Raw genomic sequence first — 18,868 nt, 5'->3', positions numbered from 1 at the left:
CCCCCGCCCCCGGCGTTCGCGGCGCCGCCACCTCACCCCGGCACCGGGTGGCCGAGCCGCATCGCTCCGACACCGCCGCCGAAGCGTTCCGGCAGAACGGGTCTGTGGACGGGAACGGCCGTCATCGCCGGGCTCGCGGCGGTCGCGGTGGCCTTCGCCGTCGTCGGCGTGGGCTCCCCGGCCGAGGCGACCTTCTCGGCACCCGATCGAGTCTTCACGAGCGAATGGCTGCGATTCACCGCGCCCGAACCGACCGACCTGCTGCCCGGCAACACGCACTTCGGCAGCACCGGCTCCCTGGCCACGGCGCTGTACGAGGGTCTGACGCGGATCGATCCAGAGACCGGCGAACCGGTCGCGGCGGCGGCCGAGCACTGGTCCTCGAGCGATCAGCAGTCGTGGACGTTCACGTTGCGCGACGGCATGACATTCCACAATGGCGATCCGGTGACGGCCCAATCCTTCGTCGACGCGTGGGAGTTCACGGCGAATCCCAGCCACAACCAGTACGGCCAGTACCAGTTCTCGATGTTCGAGGGATACGGGTCGGGCATCATCGGCGTGACCGCCACCTCGGACACGGAGCTGACGGTCAAGCTGGCGGAGCCGTGGTCGACCTTCCCGATCGCGCTGGCGGACCCCGCGTTCGCCCCGCTCCCCGACGATTGCGTGACGTCCGTCGACGCGTGCGCGCACCTCGCCATCGGCAACGGGCCGTTCCACATGCAGAGCGAGTGGGCGCCGGGCGAGTCACTGCGGTTGACGGCCTGGAAGGAGCATCACGACGGTCCGGTCCAGTACGGGGGCATCGAGTTCACGTTCGGCGACGACCAGGAGCGCTTCCTCGCCATGCTCGCCTCCAACGACGCCGACATGGTCGTCTCCGAGGAACGAGACCTGGCGGAGGTCCCGTCGACGGTCACACTGCCGTCGTCCCGTTTGACGTCACTCGTCCTGCCGGATGAGAAGCCGTACAAGAAGACCGCGATCCGCGAGGCGATTTCGGGTGCGATCGACCGCGCCGAGTTGACGGGCGCCTTCGGTTCCGCCGCGACGGCGGCCGACGGCTTCGTCCCGCCGATGCTGCCGGGGGCCCTGGAGGGGTCGTGCGAGAACTGCGTCCACGATCCCGAGGGCGCGAAGGCGGCGTTCAAGGACGCCAAGTGGCCAAAGAAGACCAAGCTGCGGATCGGACACTTCGAGTCGTCGATGCAGACGACGACCGCGGAGGTGTTGTGCCGACAGCTGAGTAGTGCCCTCGGTGTCGACTGCGAGCTGAAACCCGAGTCGGACTACGTCGCCTACCTGGAACGGATGGCCTCGCCGTCGTATCCGATGATCGGGAGTTGGCTTCCCGACCAGGCGACGGCCGAATCGTTTCTGCGGCAGTACTACCAGGAGTATCTCGGGGTCGACGACGAGGAACTCGCCGCGCTCGTCGACGAGGGCAACGCAGCCGGAAACGTGCAGGGGGCGGCGGGCGGTTTCGGCGAGGCGCAACGGCGTCTCGACGAGCTCATGCCGGTCGTTCCGCTGATGTACGGGAACACCTCCGTCGCCTTGTCCGACATGGTCGTCCCGGAGAGCGTGGTCCTGGATCGCGCCACCAACGCCATTCGCGTCGATCTGATCGAACTTCGACCCGCCGAGGACTAATAATCCATCATGGATGTCACGTGGGGCCCGCGCGGTGCGATACCGCCGGGCCCCTCGTCGTGAAACCGGTCAGCCGCGCGTCCAGGTCACGGTGAGCTGGTCTCGCTTGGCGAAACGCTCGAGATGATCGGCGACGACGTACTCGACGCGGCCGAGCAGTTCCTCGGATTCGGCCGACACCTGGAGTTCCAGCGTCTCGGATTCGGCGGTCATCCGCGCCTCGCCGAACGCGAAGACGGTATGTCCGGTCTTCTCGTCGAAGGTCGAGTCGGCCTTCTGGTTGAAATGGCTGCACAGCTGCTTGATGTAGCGTCCGCCGCGATCAGTGGCGACGCTGGCGACTGAGGTGTACACGTGCGCTAGCTCCCGAGGTGTTCGGCGATGGTGTCGACGATCTGGAGGGCGCCGAGCGGGCCACCGCGCGACGTCCACAGGGTTCCGTCGACCTCGATGAAACGGTCGTTCTTGACGGAGTCGAGTTCGGCGAAGGCCGGGTTCTCCTTGGCCTCGGCCAGCTTCTCCTCGCTACCGGGCACCAGCGTACCGACGAACAGCCAGTCGGCGTCGATCCGCTTGAGGTTCTCGAGACTCAACGGCTCGGTGTGGGCGAAGCCGGGCTCCTGCTGGTTCTCGGGTCGAACCAGACCGAGGTCCTGGATCACGAGGCTCGCGAACGCCTCGTGCAGCATGATTCCGGGGCCGTCCGGGTTCCACCGGACGATGGAGACGGTCGCACCGGCGTTGTCGCCGAAGGTGCCGGAGACCTCGGCGACCTTGGTGTCGTAGTCGGTGAGCCACTGGGTGGCCTCGTCGGCGAGGTTGAGCGCGTCCGCGGTGTTGGCGAAGGCGGTCTTCCAGTCGTCCTCCACGCCGTAGGTGACGACGGTGGCCGGGACGAGCTCGCGCATCTGCGCCAGCTGCTCCTCGTCCATGGCCGCGCCGAAGAGCACGAGGTCGGGTTCGAGTTCGAGGATCTTGTCGACGGTCGGTTTGCCGACGTCGCCGACGATCTCGATTCCCTCGGTGGCGTCGCCGAGGTACTCGGACGGGCCGGTCTGACCGCGGCCGTTGATCGTTCCGACCGGCGTGACGCCGAGCGCGAGCGCCGCGTCGAGGTCCTGTTCGGACAGCGCGACGACACGCTCCGGTTTGGTCGGGACGGTGACCTCGGTACCGGTCGAGTCCTCAATGGTGCGAGTGGCCGCCTCATCGGAGGCGTCGGCGGGCTTCTCGCCGCCGCCGCAACCGGACAAAGCGATCAATGCCACACTCGCGGCGACTGCCAGTCGCGCGAAAGCGTTTCGGCGCATAGGGTGTATCTCCTACAGAAGTGGTTCCGGTACCGTCACGGAGGGGCTCCGCCGTGACGAATGAACTTAGGTTAGCCTAACCTAATGCAACGGACTCCCCTCGGGTCCCGTCACCGAATCACGACGGCGGGATTCTCCATTTTGGCGTTTCTGCTCCTGTGTGGGCTATCGATCGCCTCGATGGTCATTGGCGGTGGAGACATCGGCATACCTGAATCAATTCGCTTTCTGCTCGACGGCGGCGGCGATTCGCACCTCACCATGGTCATGGTCGACCTGCGACTCCCACGCACCCTCGTCGCGCTGCTCGCGGGGGCGGCCCTCGGACTCGCCGGGTGCCTCCTGCAGTCGGCCACCCGCAATCCGCTCGCCGAGACGGGGCTGCTCGGCGTCAACGCCGGGGCCGCGCTCGGCGTCGTCGCCGGAATCACCTTCCTCGCGACCGACGGAGCGCTCGCCGTCCTCGGTTTCGCCCTACTCGGGGCGTTCACGGCCAGCGGTGCCGTGCTCCTCATCGCGGCGGGATCCCGTGCGAGATTGTCGCCGCTGCGGCTCATCCTCGCCGGGGTCGCGCTCTCGGCGACCTTTCGCGGGTTGTCGTCGTTCATCCTCATGTCGAGCGCCGCGACCTACGACAGCTACCGTTTCTGGGTCCTCGGCTCGCTGTCGGGCGTGACCCTGGAGCAGGTCGTCTGGGTCGGACCCGCGCTCGGCGTCGGCGTCGTCATCACGGTGCTGCTCACGCGCCCGCTCGGCGCCCTCGGACTCGGCGACGACGTCGCGTCCGCGCTCGGCCATAGTCCGAAACGGACGCGCGCCTACACGACGATCGCCGTCACGCTCCTCACGGGCGCGGCCGTCAGCCTGTGCGGACCGATCGGTTTCCTCGGACTGCTCGCGCCGTTCGCCGCGCGAGCGCTCGTCGGGCCGCGCCTCGGCGCTCAACTGGCGTTGTCGGCGGTCGCCGGGGCCGCCATCATGATCGTCGCCGATCTGGGGGCCCGACTCGTCCTGGCGCCGTACGAGGCCCCCGTCAGCGTCCTGCTGGCCGCGGTCGGCGGCCCACTTCTCATCCTCATCGTCCGGTCCAGCCGGATGCTGAGCCTGCGCGTCCCCGGAGGTGCCGCGTGAATCCCCCCGGCGCATTCACCGTGCGCGCCCGGCGATGGTCGATCGTCGTGCGCGTCCGACCGCTCCTGACCGCGCTCGGGGTGGTCCTCGCGCTCGTCGTCGCGTGCGCGACGTCGGTCGCCGTCGGCAACGGCCGCACCACCGGGTGGCGGGCCGTCGAGGCGCTGTTCGGCGGAGGCGACTTCGCGGCCTTCCAGATCGTCCACGTACTGCGGATGCCGAGGTTCGTCGCCGGACTCGTCGCCGGTGCCGCGCTCGGCATCGCCGGTTGTCTCATTCAGACGCTCGCCCGGAATCGCTTGGCCACACCGGATCTCGTGGGCGTCAACGACGGCGCGACCGTCGGTGTGCTGCTGACGGTGCTCGGCTCGGCGTCCGGCGCGATCGGGGCGTGGTGGGCCGGCCCGATCGGTGCCATGGTCGCCGCCGCCCTCGTCGTCGCGCTCGCGGGCGGACTCGGCACGACGGGTTATCGCGTACTCGTCGTCGGTATCGGTCTGTCGGTGGCGATCGACGCGATCACGGAGCTGATCCTCGCCAAACAGGACATCGACTCCGCGCGCAGCCTGTACACGTGGACGCTCGGCAACCTGAACGGCCGTGACTACGACGTCGCGTTGCCGGTCGCCGCCGGGCTCGCCGTCGTCCTGCCGGTCGCGCTCATCGCGGCGCGGCGGCTGAATCTGCTGCGGTTCGGCGACGACACCGCGACGACGCTCGGAGTGTCCGTCACGCGCGTTCGGCTGCTCGCGCTCATCGCAGCCGTCCTGCTCGCCGGGCTCGCCGTCGGCGTCGGGGGGCCGATCGCCTTCGTCGCGATGGCCGCGCCCGTCATCGCCAGCCGCGTCGCCGGTGACGGCGGCGTTCCGATTCTCGTGGCGGGCCTGCTCGGTGGCCTGCTCGTCGTCGTCGCGGACACGATCGGCCGCGCCGTGGGTGACGTCGAACTGCCCGTGGGCGTCCTGACGAGCGTGCTGGGCGGCCCGTTCCTACTGTGGGTTCTATTGTCGAGGAAGGTCTGAGAAGACGGTGGATATACGGATCTCGGGCCTTACGGCCTCCTACCCCGGCGTCACCGCCGTCAATGGTGTCGATGTGTCGATCGCCTCGGGCAGCATCGTCGCGATCGTCGGGCCGAACGGCTGCGGCAAGTCCACACTGCTGCGTTGCATGGCACGCCTGCACCGTCCCGACTCGGGGACGATCGCCATCGATGATCGCGACGTCTGGAACATGCGCCCCCGCGAGGCCGCCAAGCACATCGGGCTGCTGCCGCAGGCGCCCGTCGCGCCGGAGGCGATCACCGTCGCCGGTCTCGTCGCATATGGACGGCACCCGCATCAGGGCCTGTTCCGGCAATGGTCGCGCTCCGATGCCGAGGCCTGTGAACGGGCGCTCGCCGACACCGGCGTCGCCGAGCTCGCCGACCGTCGACTCGAAACCCTCTCCGGCGGGCAGCGGCAGCGTTGTTGGCTGGCGATGGTGCTCGCCCAGGACACACCCGTCGTGTTGTTGGACGAACCGACCAGCGCCTTGGACCTCGGGCACGCGGTGGAGGTGCTGACGCTCGTCCGATCGGTCGCGCGCGCGGGCCGGACCGTCGTCATGGTGGTCCACGATCTGGCCGCCGCCGCGCGCTACGCGGACGTGGTCGTGGCGATGCGCGGCGGCGAGGTCGTCGACATCGGAGACGCCCGCGACGTCGTCACGTCCGAGCTCGTTCGGCGGCTGTACGACATCGAGGCGGACGTCCTGGCCGCGCCCGGTGACGGCGCTCCGGTGGTCGTGCCCCGCGTCATCTGATCGCCTCCAGCCAGAACTCCACTTATGGACAGTGGAGCGCACCGTCGTGCGTTCATTTTGGATGAATGAGTAACGGTGAGCGGCAAGGAAAGTCACCCTCGAACGAACGATTGATATTGATTAGGTTAGGCTAACCTTCGCAATTTAGGAGGCCATGTGAAACACAATGGATCGACTCCCGCAATCGCGATGGTCACCGGCGCCGCTTCCGGCATCGGCGCCGCTGCCACCGCGATGCTGAGGAGCCGGGGACACCGCGTCGTCGCGTGCGACCGGGACACCCGGATCACCGACGACCCCGATGGAGTGGTGCTCGACGTGACCGACGCGGGCGCCGTCGAACGCGCCGTCGCCGACGCGGAGCGCCGTGTCGGGCCGATCGGCGTGCTCGTCAACGCGGCCGGAATCCTCCGCGCCGGGCCCCTGAACCAGACCAGCGACGCGGACTTCGCGGCGATGTTCGCCGTCAACACCACCGGGGTCTTCGCCGTGACCCGAAGCGTCACGACCCGGATGCGCCAACGCCGCGCCGGTTCGGTCGTCACGGTCGCGTCGAACGCGGGCGGTGTGCCCCGGCACGGGATCGGCGGCTACGCGGCGAGCAAGGCCGCCTCTGCTCACCTGACGAAGTGCTTCGGCCTGGAACTGGCCGAACACGGCATCCGCTGCAACGTCGTCTCGCCCGGATCGACCGATACGCCGATGTTCAGGTCACTGTGGCCGGGCGACGGCGACGCGGCCGTCGCCGACGCCGTCACGGGACAGCCCGAACGTTTCCGTCTCGGCATTCCGCTCGGCCGGGTCGCCGATCCCGACGACATCGCCCGTGTCGTGTGCTTCCTGGCGTCCGCCGAGGCCGCGCACCTGACGATGCAGGAACTCTTCGTCGACGGTGGAGCCTCCCTGCGGTGATCTCCGATCCCGCTCCGCACGGCACCCGTGTTCCGTCCTCCGTACACCCTCCATCTCTTGGGAGCGTCATGCATCTCGTGGACGATTACCGTCCCGGTTCCGGTTTCTTCTTCGGCACCAGCGCCCGCTCGCTGCTCGCCACCGGCAGCGCCGTGGTCCTTCCCGGACGCGGCGGATTGGCGCCCAAGCGCGCCGACACGGTGCTGCGAGCGCTCGGCCCCGATCAGATTCTCGTTGGCGCCGTGCCGTTCGCCGACGACGCGCCCGCGCGACTGATCGTCCCCGAGGAGCACCGCTGGGGACCGCCACTGCCGCCGAAGGCGGCCTCCCGCGACGTCACTCCGGTGGCGACGCGACACGAACCCGAGCCCGCCCGGTACCGGCTCGCGGTGGAGAAGGCCCTGCACGACATCGACGACAGTGAACTGTCCAAGGTGGTGCTCGCGCGCAGTGTGCGGATCACACCGCCGACGCGGCCCGACATCCCGTCGCTGCTGCGCCGCCTGCGGCACCGTCAGGAGGCGGGCTTCGTGTTCGCCTGCGAGCTTCCCGACGGGGTCAGTCTCGTCGGAGGCAGTCCCGAACTGCTGGTGTCGAGGGAACGCGACGTCGTGACGGCGTTTCCGCTGGCGGGTTCGCGGCCGCGCACCGGAGACCCGGAGGTCGACGCCGTCAGCCGCGCCGAACTGCTGGCCAGTGAGAAGGATCGTCGCGAGCACGCCCACGTCGTCGACACCATCGCCCGTGTGCTGACGCCGTACTGCGTGAAACTCTCCGCACCGTCCACACCCGACATCGTCGCCACCGCGCACATGCTGCACCTGGGAACGCGCATCACCGGACGCCTCGCCGACCCGCTCCCGTCCGCGCTCGAACTGGCGAGCGCCCTGCACCCGACGCCCGCCGTGTGCGGCACCCCGACGGCGACCGCCGCGTCGGCGATCGCCCGACTGGAGGAGTTCGACCGAGGGTTCTACTCCGGAATGGTCGGCTGGTGCGACAGCGCCGGCAACGGCGAATGGGCCGTGACGATCCGCTGCGCCGAGATCGCCGACGACTCCGTGCGGTTGTTCGCGGGCGCGGGCATCGTCGCGGGCTCGGACCCGGACGCCGAACTCGCCGAGACCGAGGCGAAGCTCGCGACCATGCTCGCCGCGCTCGGACATCGACAGGAGGCGGTGGCGCGATGAATCCGTCGTACACGCCCTGGCCCGAGGACACCGCCACCGAGTACCGCGAGCGCGGATACTGGGCCGGGCAAGGCTTCTGGGAGTTGCTCACCGAGCGCGCCGACGATCACGGCGAACGCCCCGCGATCGTGACCGACGCCGAGACCGTGACGTATCGGGCGCTCACGGATCGGGCCGCCGCGTGCGCCGCCGGTCTGCACGCGCGCGGACTGCGTCCGGGTGACCGGGTGGTCGTGCAGGCCGCCAACGACGCGGACTACCCAGTGTTGTTGTTCGCCCTGTTCCGGCTCGGCGCGGTGCCGGTATGCGCCCTGCCCGCCCATCGGGAAGCCGAGATCGGCTACTTCTGCTCGCACGCCGAGGCCGCCGCTTACATCCGCCCCGGCGGCCCCGACCACGACCGAGTGGACGCCGCCGTCGCGTCGGAGGTGCCGCTGCGGCTGACCGTCGCCGAGGCTGTCGCGCTCAAGGGGGACGGTTCGGCGCTGCCGGAGCCGCCGCGCTCGGACGCGCTCGCGCTGCTGCAGTTGTCCGGCGGTTCGACGGGCGTGCCGAAGTTGATCCCGCGCACGTACGACGACTATCACTACAGCGTTCGGATCGCGGCCGAGGTCTGCGAGCTGGGCTCGTCCACCGTGTACCTGTGCGCGTTGCCGGTGGCGCACAACTTCCCGCTGTCGTCGCCGGGTCTGCTCGGTGTGCTGTACGCGGGTGGCACCGTCGTCATGGCGCCCGATCCGAGTCCGGACACCGCGTTCCGGCTGATCCGGGAACACGACGTGACGATGACGGCCGTCGTGCCCGCGTTGGCGCTGTTGTGGTTGAAGTCCGCCGAGGCGCGTCGGGTCGAACTGCCGAGCCTCGACGTCCTCCAGGTCGGCGGAGCACGGCTCGGGGCCGAGGACGCGGCGCGCGTCGCGCCGCTGCTCGGCGCGCGGCTGCAACAGGTCTTCGGAATGGCGGAGGGCCTCGTCTGTTACACCCGCTTCGACGATCCACAGGAGACTGTTTTCGAGACGCAGGGCCGTCCCGCGTCCGACTCCGACGAGGTGCTCGTGGTCGACGACGCGGACCGGCCCGTGCCCGACGGGCAGGACGGGCACCTGCTGACCCGCGGGCCCTACACGATTCGCGGGTACTACCGCGCGGACGACCACAACACGCGGGCGTTCACAACGGACGGCTACTACCGGACCGGCGACATCGTGCGCCGCCACCCCACCGGGCACCTGACCGTGACCGGGCGCGCCAAGGACCAGATCAACCGCGCCGGAGAGAAGATCGCCGCCGCCGAGATCGAAGACCACCTGCGCGGCCATCCGTCCATTCACGACGCCGCACTGGTCGCCGTGCCCGACCCCGCGCTCGGAGAGCGCAGCGCCGCGTTCTGCGTCACCGACGGCGCGCTCACGGCCAAGGGGGTCCGGGCGTACCTGCGCGGGCGTGGGCTCGCCGCGTACAAGATCCCCGATCTGGTGCGGTTCGTCGAGAGTCTGCCCCGCACACCCGTCGGAAAAATCGATAAGTTGCAGCTGAAAGCGAGCCTGGAATCATGAGCATCCCCCGCCTGTCGTCGTACCCGCTGCCCGGCGCCGACGCGCTACCCGCCGCCCGGCTGAGTTGGGACTTCGATCCCGATCGCGCGGCGCTGCTCGTGCACGACATGCAGCGATACTTCCTCGACTTCTACGAGGACGGCTTCGCTCCGCTCGTCGACAACATCGGCGCGCTCGTCGATCTGGACCTGCCCCGCGCCTACACCGCCCAACCGCCGTGTCAACCGGCCGAGGAACGCGGCCTCCTCGTCGACCGCTGGGGTCCGGGTCTCCAGGACCGGCACGAGATCCTGCCCGCGCTGGCGCCCCGCACCGGAGACCTCGTCCTCCGGAAGCGCCGGTACAGCGCGTTCTGGGGCTCCGACGAACTACGGACCTGGCTCGCCGAGCACGGACGCGACCAGCTCGTCATCTGCGGCGTCTACGCCGGCATCGGCGTCACCGCGACCGCTCTCGACGCCTTCTCCTGGAACATCGCGCCGTTCGTCCCGGCGGACGCGATCGCCGACTTCACACCGCGGGCGCACGAGGCGGCTCTCGAACACCTCGCCGCGACCTGCGCGGTCGTGACGACGACGGCCGCGCTGACCTCCGGTGGCCGAGGCGCCGAGGCGCCGTCGCTGGCCGAGGTTCGGGCGGCCATCCTCGCGCTGCTCGAGGAGCCCGCCGACGACGACGAGAACCTCATCGACGCGGGCCTCGACTCGATCGCGGTCATGGGCCTCATCGAACAGTGGAAAATGGACGGTTATGACGTCGGTTTCGCCGATCTGGCGGCCGAACCCACCATCGCGGGCTTCCACCAGACCATCGCGGGGCGACGATGACTCCACTGCAGACACCCGCCCAGTCCCGACTCGCCGCTCCGCACCCGGCCGGACCGTCCGTGACGGAACACCGGCGCGCCATCGGTGACATCCTCGACGGCACCGACGACCGACTGCTCGTCATCACCGGTCCGTGCTCCGCGCACGAGGAGACCGCGATGGTCGAGTACGCGCACGGCCTCGCCGAGGCCGCGGCCCGATTCGCCGACGACCTGCTCGTCGTCGTCCGCGTCTACACGGAGAAACCCCGCACCCGCCTGGGCTGGCCGGGCATGCTCCTCGACCCCGGAATGGACGGCGGGCACGACGTGCCGGGCGGCATCGCCCGCGTCCGCGCCATGCTGTCGTCCGTCGCCGAAACGGGCCTGCCGATCGCGGCCGAGTTCGTCGACCCGATGCTGACGCCGTTCACGAGTGACCTCATCGCGTGGGGCGGCATCGGAGCTCGCACCGTCGAGAGCCCCGTTCACCGACGGATGGCGTCGGCCCTGCCGATGCCGATCGGGGTGAAGAACCGCACCGACGGCGCCGTCGCGCCCGCGATCGACGCGATCGCGGCGGCCCGCGCCCGCCAACCCGTCGTGACCCTCGACGACGCGGGGCGGCCCGTCTGCCTCGACAGCCCCGGCAACCGGCATGCTCACCTGGTGTTGCGAGGTGGAGAGACCGGGCCGAACTACGAGGGCGATGTCATCGCCGACGCGGCCGAGGCGCTCGCCGCCCTCGGCGCGCCGAGCCGAGTCGTCGTCGACTGCTCGCACGGCAACAGCGGGAAGGACCACCGCCGACAGCCGCAGGTGGCGTCGGCGGTCGCGGCCCGCGTCGCCGACGGTGGACGCGACGTCGCGGGCGTCATGCTGGAATCGTTCCTGCACGAGGGAAGTCAGTCGATCGGTGGCGCCCTCCGGCACGGCGTCAGCGTCACCGACTCCTGCTTGAGCCTGGGGCGCACGACCGAGGTCATCGAGGAGCTGGCGGACGCGGCGCGGTGCCGCCTCGGTCGTACCGCGACGGCCGGATCGGCGCGGTCATGACGGAGCTGCCGTTGACCCCCGCAGCCGAGGGCATCCTTCGTGGACAGTTGCTCGATCCGGCGAATCCGGCCTACTGGACGGCCGAGCTCTGCCGTATCGGCGGCGGAGTCGACGTCGACCGTCTGGTGGACGCGATCGCGGGGACCATCGTCGACGCCGAGGTGCTGCACGCGACGATCCATGACGCCCATGGCAACCCGCGCCAACGACTGACCGTGGACAGGGCGTGGCGCCCGGAGGTCCGCCGGATCGCCGACGAGGCCGAAGCCGACGCCGTGATCGAGACGCTCCGTGGCACCGCCGCCGACCTCGAACGCGGCCCGTTGTTCCACTGTGTCCTCTTCGTGACACCGGAGGCCGTGTTGTGGTACCTCCAAGCTCACCACGTGGTCCTCGACGGCTTCGGCTACGCGCTGCTGTACCGCCAGGTCGAACGCCGATACCGTGGACGGCTCGCGCCCGGCGACTCCTTCGGGCGACTTCACGACCTGGTCGAGCACGAGGCCTCGTACGACGAGGAGGCACGCGCGCGCGACCGTCGCTTCTGGATGGATCGGCTTTCCGGCGTCGCGGCGTCCGGTTTCGCCGGGTCGACGGCGACGGGCGTCGACCGGCCGATCGCGCTGCGGGTCGAGACCGCCGCGCTAGAGGCCGTCGGACATCGGTGGCCGCACGTGCTTCTCGCGGCCGTGGCGGGCGCCTTGCACCGTCGCACCGGGGTTCCACTGCCGGTTCTCGGGCTTCCGGTCGCTGGGCGACTCGGGACTCCGGCGGCGACGATCCCGGCGATGGTGATGAACATCAACCCCCTGCCGGTGCCGGTGGCGCCGGGCGCGACGCTCTCCGACGTCACGACGACGATCGCGACGGCGATGTCGGCGGCCCGCAAACATCAGCGGTATCGCTATGAGCAGTTGCGGCGCGATCTGGGCCTGCTGTCCGGCGGACGGAGACTCTTCGGCCCCGTCGTCAACGTCATTCCCTTCGCCGAACCACCGCGGTTCGACGGCCACACCGTGACGATGCGGCACGTCAGCGCCGGGCCGGTCGACGACCTGTCGATCACCGCCCGGGGACCCCGCGATCTCGTCATCGAGGCCAATCCACAACTATATACAGTGGATGATCTGCGGTCCATCGGCGAGGACTTGCGCGACATCCTCGACCACCCCGAACGACCCGTCGGCACCTGGCGGGTCATCGACGGACCCGTCGCCGAACCAACGCGGCCGTTCACCGAACGCTTCGCCGCCAACGTGATCGGCACTCCCGATCATCCAGCCCTCGCCGACGGCGACCGAACCTGGTCCTATGTCGAGCTCGACACCGCGGCACGAGCGGTCGCGACCTGGCTGCGCCGACAGGGCGTGCGCCCCGGGGAACTCGTGGGAATCGCGCTCCCCCGGGGAGCGGACGCCGTCATCGCCATCCTCGGCGCGCACCTGGCCGGAGCCGGATACCTGCCGATCGACCCGGACGGCGCCCCCGAACGCAACGCGGCGATCCTCGCAGAGGCGGCACCTCGTCTCGTCCTCGCGGAACCACCTACAAGCGACCGACCTACGACCGACGACGGGAACCTGTCCGCCGCAGTCGAAGCGGACGAGTCCGAATCAGACGGGCCCGCCTACGTCATCTACACCTCGGGCTCGACCGGCAGGCCGAAGGGCGTCATCGTGCCGCGCTCCGCGCTCGACTTCTTCGTCGGCACGGCCCTGCGTCGATACGAGGTCACGGCCGACGACCGGGTGCTCCAGTTCGCGCCGTTGCACTTCGACGCGCACGTCGAGGAGGTCTTCGTGACGTTGGCGGCGGGCGCCACGCTCGTCGTTCGCGACGACTCCGCCACGCGCTCCATCGAGGAGTTCGTGCACTTCGTCGGCCGCTCCGGAGTCACGGTCCTCGACCTGCCGACGGCCTACTGGCACGAACTCGTGTGGGCGTTGCGCCACAAGCGGACCGAGATCGGATCGTCCGTGCGGCTCGTCATCATCGGCGGCGAGGCCGCCTCCACCGAACGCACCGCCGATTGGCACGCCACGACCAGCGGGATCACCCTCGTCAACTCGTACGGGCCGACCGAGGCGACCGTCGTCTGTCTGGCGGCGACTCTTGCGCCGGGCGAGCCCGTGACGCTCGGCGAACCCCTACCGGGTGTGACGGCAGCCGTCGGCCCCGGCGACGAGCTGTACATCGCCGGCGCCGGGCTCGCCACCGGCTACCTCGGTGTTCACGACGACGACCCGTTCGTCACGATCGCGGGGCGCCGGTACTACCGCACCGGCGACCGCGTCAGGTTCGACGGAGGGGCGCTGCGGTTCCACGGTCGGATCGACACGGAGGTCAAGATCTCCGGGCACCGGGTCCATCCGGCGGAGGTGGAGGCGGCGCTGCTGGCCGACCCCCGCGTGCGACACGCGGCCGTCGTCGTGGATCACCATCGCGGAGCGCCCCGCCTGTTCGCGCACGTCGAGGCCGACGCGACCGGCGAGGAACTGCGTGGGGCCGCCCGCTCGCGGCTCGCCGGACCGGCGCTGCCGACGGCGATCCACGTGACCGACGCGCTGCCGCGCACCTCGACGGGAAAGATCGACCGCGCCGCGCTGACACACGTGGTGCAGGATTCGTCGCCGACGCCGTCGACCCCGATGGAGGCGACGGTTCTGGAGGTCTTCACCGAGGTCAACGGGACCGCTCCGACCACGATGGACACCGATTTCTTCGCCAGCGGAGGAACCTCGCTGAGCGCGGTCGCCGCCGCGTCTCGGCTCGGCGCGCTCCTCGGCAGGACCGTGACCGCCGCCGAGCTGTTCGACCATCCGACCGTCGCGACCCTGGCCGCCGCGCTGACGGGCGACGGCGACGGTTCGACCGACGCGTCCCTGATGCTGACCGACGCGGATTGGACGCCACCCGTACTCGGCGCTCGTCGGACGGAACCCGTCACCGTCCTCACCGGAGCGACCGGTTTCGTTGGGGCGCATGTACTCGCAGAGCTGCTGGAACGCACCGACGACAGGATCGCCTGTCTGACCAGGGGTGGCATGGAACGGCTCGCCTCGGTGGCGAGCGAGTACGGGCTCCCGGAGCTCGATGCCGCTCGCGTCGCGGCCGTCGATTGCGATCTGACGGCCGAGGATCTGGCCCTGTCCGAGCCGTCGATCCTGCGCACCGCGCGTCGGTTCGTCCACTGTGCTGCCGATGTGAACCTCAGCCGCGGCTACCGGAGTCTGCGACGCGTCAACGTCGACGCGACCCGGACACTCCTCGCCGCAGCGTGCGCCAACGGGGCGGAGTTCCATCACGTCTCGACGATCGCGGTCGGCGCGGGCACCGTTCTGCCGGAGGACTTCATCGACGCCCATGACGGGCTGGCCGACGGTTACCAACGCAGCAAATGGGTCGCGGAGGAACTCGTGCGGCACGCGGGTTCCACGGGGCTGACGGTGTCGTGCCACCGGCTCGGCAGGGTCATCCCGGCCCGCGCCACCGGCGCGCGCTCCAGCAACGACCTGGTGTGGCGGATCGGCCGGGTCGGCGTTGACACGGGGGTATTCCCCGACCTGCCGGTCTCGGAGCCGTGGATCAGCGTCGACGTCGCCGCCGCCGCGATCGCCGGACTCGTCGTCGACGGAGGCACCGGCGTGTGGAACCACCTGCCTTCGGCGGGCGTACCGCTCACCCGGCTGTGGGAACGGCTCACACCGTCGGTGCCGAACGCGCGCGTCGTCCCGCTACCGAAGTGGCTGGATCTACTTCGAGCCCAGGTCGATACGCTCGACGGCGCGGCGGGCCTGCTGTCGTTCTTCGAATCGGCGGGACCACCACCACCCGACGGCTCCGCGATCGCCGCCGACCGCTTCACGCGGTGGCTCAAGGAATCCTCGATCGCACTGCCATCATCCCCATTGGATGATTTCGCCCGGGCGCTGCTGTCGGATTGACGACGACCGCCCCGATACCGATCAGATGGCATCGGGGCGTGTCGACCAATGCGAATCATTCAATTGCAGACTGTCTGACGTCGACGGTTACGCGTGGTTCGCGGGCCAGTGGTATCTCCACCCGAACCTCCAGCCCGCCACCGTCGGGAAGCGCCGCCGCGTTGACCGTTCCATGATGCGCGTCGCATACCGCGCGGACGATCGAGAGTCCGAGCCCCGCGCCGCGACGACCGACACGCGCCTCCCCGCCCCTGCTGAACGGCTCGAACAGGCGCGGGACGCTGTCGGCGTCGATCTCGGAACCAGTGTTGCCGACCACCATCCAGGCGAAGTCGGCGTTGGCGCCGGCGAGGACCCAGATCCGCCCGCCGGGAACGTTGTGCCGGATCGCGTTCTCGATGAGGTTCCCGGCGACACGCTCCAGGAGTGAGCGATCCCCCAAGACCGGTGCCGCCGTGAGCGACGAGGCCAGAGACAGGCCGACCGTGTCCGCGAGGGGCGCCGCCGCGTCGACCGCGGCCTGCGCGCAGTCGCTCAGGTCCACCGGCAACGCGGCGGTCTCGGTGACTCCCCCGGCCTCGGCTCGGGCCAACCACAGCAGCGACTCGATGAGGTCGTTGGCGCGAACACAGCCGTCGCGGACGACCTCGCCCATGCGACGAAGTTCTTCGACGTCGTCATCGGGGTTCGACAGGGCCACGTCGATCTCGGTGCGCATGACCGCCAGCGGGGTCCGCAGCTCGTGACTGGCGTTCGCGACGAAGCGGCGCTGCGCCGCGAAGGAGTCGGCGATCCGGTCGAGCATCGCGTCGAAGGTGTCCGCGAGCTCGCCGACCTCGTCCTTGGGGCCGTCGAGACGGATGCGTTCGTCGAGGTTCTTCGTCGACAGGCGGCGGGCGGTCGCGGTGACGTCCTGGAGCGGCCGCAGCGCGCGGCCGGTTACGGCGTAGCCCAGCGCGGCTCCGGCCGCGGCGACGATGACGGTCGACAGGATCTGGTTCGGCAGGATCCACGCGAACAGGGAGGTGAGTACACCCGCGGCGAGGGCGACCCCGCCGAACCACAGCGCCAGGCGCAGCCGCAGGGTCGGCCGGATCGCACCTGTCATGCGACCGACTCAGCCGTCTCGGGCTCCTCGGGTTCGGCGATGCGGTATCCGACGCGGGGCACGTTCTGGATGAGCGGCGGGTCACCGAGCTTGCGGCGCAAGGTCATCATCGTGACGCGCACAGTCGTGGTGAACGGATCGGCGTTCGAGTCCCAAACCCGGTCGAGCAGTTCCTCGGTCGACACGAGCGCCCCACCGGCCTTCATGAGTTCCTCGAGGACCCCGAACTCCTTGTGGGTGAGGTCGAGCGAACGACCGTCCCGCGTCGCCCGATGCGCGGCGGGATTGAGTTCGATACCCGCGAGTCGGAGGACCGGCGGCGCGGGCGGGGTGGCCCGGCGCCCGAGGGCCTTGACCCTGGCGATGAGCTCATCGAACGCGAAGGGCTTCGCGAGGTAGTCGTCGGCCCCGATCGACAGGCCACGGACGCGGTCGGCGACGGTGCTGCTCGCGGTGAGCATGAGAACCCGCGTGAGCTCGCCGCGCGCGGCGATGTCGGCGCAGATGCGGTCCCCGTGCATGCCCGGGAGGTCCCGGTCGAGAATGACCACGTCGTATCGCGTGGTCGTGGCCGCCTCGTGGCCCTCGATGCCGTCGAAAGCGACGTCCACGGCCATGCCTTGTCGGCGCAGGCCGCGCACGATCGCATTGGCCAAGTGGTGCTCGTCCTCTACCACCAATACCCGCATCTTCGCCTCACGCGTGTCGGTCGTCGTTCGTCTTCGGCAAGGTTAGAGGCACCGTGCACGCATGTCACGGGGTGGCGGGCGCGAGCTCGACGAACATGACTGCTAGTAAAGAGGTATCGCACGTAGCGTCACGACACGCTCGACCAGCAGAAAGGCGCCTCGCGCCCGATAGCACTACGGCGGCCTCAAATAGGCCGATTGTGGCCGGGACCACGGGACATTTTCAAAAATGAGACGAGCATCACAATTGGAAATTACATGGATGTAATTCATCCATTCGGCCCATCGCCGAAACACCGGCGGATGAGGACATCAGACCCCATAAATGCCCAAGGGCAAACAATACCGGCATATCACGCCAAATCCGGCAAATCCGGCGCTAGTTGCCTCCTGCCAGACGACTCAACAGTGCGGTTACTCATTCGTACACAGTGGCCTGTTGGTGGCTTGATTTGGCTCCTATGGTGGCCAAATGCCAAAACACCACGAGCACGACCCGGCAGACACCTCCACAAGCAACTCCCTCACGAACGGCGGAGGAGGCCGCCACCGGCGCATCACGCCGAAGCAGCACGACTCCCTCATCGGGCGCGGTCAGGAGGCCGTCGCCGAGCTGTGGCAGTCGGTTGGACAGCGCGCCAAGCGCGCCGTCGAGCAAGCCCGGTCGGTCGCGGGTAACACCCGGGACAGCATCCTGTCCTCGACCACCTACACCCACATCGCCGACAAGGCCGTCGACATCGAGCGGCGCACGAAGGCGACTTGGAAGGAAGCCAAGGGTCGCCCCGACACCGTGTCGTTCCTGTCCCGGAAGGCCGCTAGCTTCACGCGTCAGTCCGCCCAGTCCGCGCGCGCGGCGCTGGCCGAGACCTCCGACACCGTGACCGTGTGGCGCGGCATCCTCGGTCTCTTCGTTCTGGCGGTCCTCGCCGTCACCCTCGTCGGCGGGCCGCTCGCGGGAACGAACAACGACTCACCGGCGAGCTCGACGCTGGCCACCGACACGGACCGGTCCGAGGATCGCGCCGACCGCTCGAACGAGCGGCCCGACGCCACCGAGGAAGAGGCCGACGAGAACGAGGACGAATCGACCACGAAGGAAGAGGCCGAGAAGTCCGAGAAGTCGGAAGAGCCCAAGAAGGACACCCCGCCGAAGCCGGTGGGTGGACTCGACAAGGAGCAGATGGCCAACGCCGTCACGATCGTCGAAGTCGCCAAGGACCTTGGCCTGGACGAGAAGGGACAGGCGATCGGCCTGGCCACCGCGATGCAGGAGAGCCAGATGCGAAACCTGGCCAACCACTACATGCCCTCGTCGTTGGACATCCCCAACCAGGGCACCGGTGGTGACCACGACTCGGTCGGCATCTTCCAGCAGCGGCCCAGCTCCGGCTGGGGTTCCATCGAGGAATGCATGGACGTCGAGTACGCCGCCACCGCGTTCTTCAAGTCGCTGAAGCAGATCAAGGGCTGGGACGACATGTCCCTGACCGCGGCCGCCCAGGCGGTTCAGGTCTCGGCCTACCCCGACGCTTACGCGAAGTGGGAAGACCTCGCCTACAAGATCATCGACGAAGTCAACAAGTAACAAGGACTCGCTGAGCCTCCCGGCATGGGNGCCTGGTCGGATCTCCGACCAGGCGCGCTTTTCTGTGCGCCGAGCGCGGACGCCCGCCGGGCCACGACGCGATGACGGGTGCCCGCCGAC

15 protein-coding genes are annotated in these 18,868 nt (G+C 69.4%); 11 read left to right on the top strand and 4 right to left on the bottom strand.

Features of this window, described 5'->3' with window-relative positions:
* The coding region (locus tag ACM9NP_RS18635; protein WP_415648018.1) for an ABC transporter substrate-binding protein at window positions 1–1,656 on the top strand (1,656 nt) is incomplete at its 5' end.
* Between the two features lie 69 nt (window positions 1,657–1,725).
* On the opposite strand, the gene ACM9NP_RS18630 is transcribed toward ACM9NP_RS18635, so the two are convergent.
* Both ACM9NP_RS18630 and ACM9NP_RS18625 read right to left on the bottom strand, forming a co-directional pair.
* Window positions 1,726–2,010: a DUF2218 domain-containing protein gene (locus ACM9NP_RS18630; RefSeq protein ID WP_415648017.1), complete on the bottom strand. Its 285-nt coding sequence runs from the start codon at window positions 2,008–2,010 to the stop codon at window positions 1,726–1,728.
* Between the two features lie 5 nt (window positions 2,011–2,015).
* A complete protein-coding gene (locus ACM9NP_RS18625; protein ID WP_415648016.1) occupies window positions 2,016–2,966 on the bottom strand; it encodes an ABC transporter substrate-binding protein in 951 nt (316 codons plus the stop codon).
* A gap of 84 nt (window positions 2,967–3,050) precedes the next feature.
* Between ACM9NP_RS18625 and ACM9NP_RS18620 the strand changes: the two genes are divergently transcribed.
* From ACM9NP_RS18620 to ACM9NP_RS18580, 9 genes are all read left to right on the top strand, one after another.
* Window positions 3,051–4,097 (top strand): FecCD family ABC transporter permease, encoded by a 1,047-nt coding sequence (locus tag ACM9NP_RS18620; protein ID WP_415648015.1) that lies wholly within the window; start codon window positions 3,051–3,053, stop codon window positions 4,095–4,097.
* Entirely contained in the window at window positions 4,094–5,119 is a 1,026-nt protein-coding gene (locus ACM9NP_RS18615) for a FecCD family ABC transporter permease (RefSeq protein WP_415648014.1), read from the top strand. The genes ACM9NP_RS18620 and ACM9NP_RS18615 overlap by 4 nt, the downstream gene beginning before the upstream one ends.
* Window positions 5,120–5,126: 7 nt before the next feature.
* On the top strand, window positions 5,127–5,900 hold the full coding sequence (locus ACM9NP_RS18610; RefSeq protein ID WP_415648013.1) for an ABC transporter ATP-binding protein: 774 nt from the start codon (window positions 5,127–5,129) through the stop codon (window positions 5,898–5,900).
* A 189-nt stretch (window positions 5,901–6,089) separates the two neighbouring features.
* Entirely contained in the window at window positions 6,090–6,812 is a 723-nt protein-coding gene (locus tag ACM9NP_RS18605) for an SDR family oxidoreductase (protein WP_415648020.1), read from the top strand.
* Between the two features lie 68 nt (window positions 6,813–6,880).
* The gene (locus ACM9NP_RS18600) at window positions 6,881–8,002 is read left to right on the top strand and encodes an isochorismate synthase (RefSeq protein WP_415648012.1); all 1,122 of its coding nucleotides are present in this window, start codon (window positions 6,881–6,883) and stop codon (window positions 8,000–8,002) included.
* Window positions 7,999–9,558, top strand: a complete 1,560-nt coding sequence (locus tag ACM9NP_RS18595; RefSeq protein WP_415648011.1) for a (2,3-dihydroxybenzoyl)adenylate synthase — start codon at window positions 7,999–8,001, stop codon at window positions 9,556–9,558. Before ACM9NP_RS18600 ends, ACM9NP_RS18595 begins: the two co-directional genes overlap by 4 nt.
* The gene (locus ACM9NP_RS18590) at window positions 9,555–10,385 is read left to right on the top strand and encodes an isochorismatase (protein ID WP_415648010.1); all 831 of its coding nucleotides are present in this window, start codon (window positions 9,555–9,557) and stop codon (window positions 10,383–10,385) included. The genes ACM9NP_RS18595 and ACM9NP_RS18590 overlap by 4 nt, the downstream gene beginning before the upstream one ends.
* Entirely contained in the window at window positions 10,382–11,419 is a 1,038-nt protein-coding gene (locus tag ACM9NP_RS18585; RefSeq protein ID WP_415648009.1) for a 3-deoxy-7-phosphoheptulonate synthase, read from the top strand. Before ACM9NP_RS18590 ends, ACM9NP_RS18585 begins: the two co-directional genes overlap by 4 nt.
* On the top strand, window positions 11,374–15,363 hold the full coding sequence (locus ACM9NP_RS18580) for an AMP-binding protein (protein WP_415648008.1): 3,990 nt from the start codon (window positions 11,374–11,376) through the stop codon (window positions 15,361–15,363). Before ACM9NP_RS18585 ends, ACM9NP_RS18580 begins: the two co-directional genes overlap by 46 nt.
* A 55-nt stretch (window positions 15,364–15,418) precedes the next feature.
* Here ACM9NP_RS18580 and ACM9NP_RS18575 read toward each other — a convergent pair whose 3' ends face one another.
* Together ACM9NP_RS18575 and ACM9NP_RS18570 are read right to left on the bottom strand one after the other, a co-directional pair.
* On the bottom strand, window positions 15,419–16,471 hold the full coding sequence (locus tag ACM9NP_RS18575; protein ID WP_415648007.1) for a sensor histidine kinase: 1,053 nt from the start codon (window positions 16,469–16,471) through the stop codon (window positions 15,419–15,421).
* Window positions 16,468–17,160, bottom strand: a complete 693-nt coding sequence (locus ACM9NP_RS18570; RefSeq protein WP_415648006.1) for a response regulator transcription factor — start codon at window positions 17,158–17,160, stop codon at window positions 16,468–16,470. The genes ACM9NP_RS18575 and ACM9NP_RS18570 overlap by 4 nt, the downstream gene beginning before the upstream one ends.
* A gap of 472 nt (window positions 17,161–17,632) precedes the next feature.
* Here ACM9NP_RS18570 and ACM9NP_RS18565 point away from each other — a divergent pair, with 472 nt between their 5' ends.
* A complete protein-coding gene (locus tag ACM9NP_RS18565; protein ID WP_415648005.1) occupies window positions 17,633–18,748 on the top strand; it encodes a hypothetical protein in 1,116 nt (371 codons plus the stop codon).
* The last annotated feature ends 120 nt before the right edge of the window (window positions 18,749–18,868 follow it).

The organism is Stackebrandtia soli, assembly GCF_965137155.1.
Classification (GTDB): Bacteria; Actinomycetota; Actinomycetes; order Mycobacteriales; family Micromonosporaceae; genus Stackebrandtia; species Stackebrandtia soli.
This window is presented reverse-complemented; position numbering and strand designations above follow the sequence as displayed.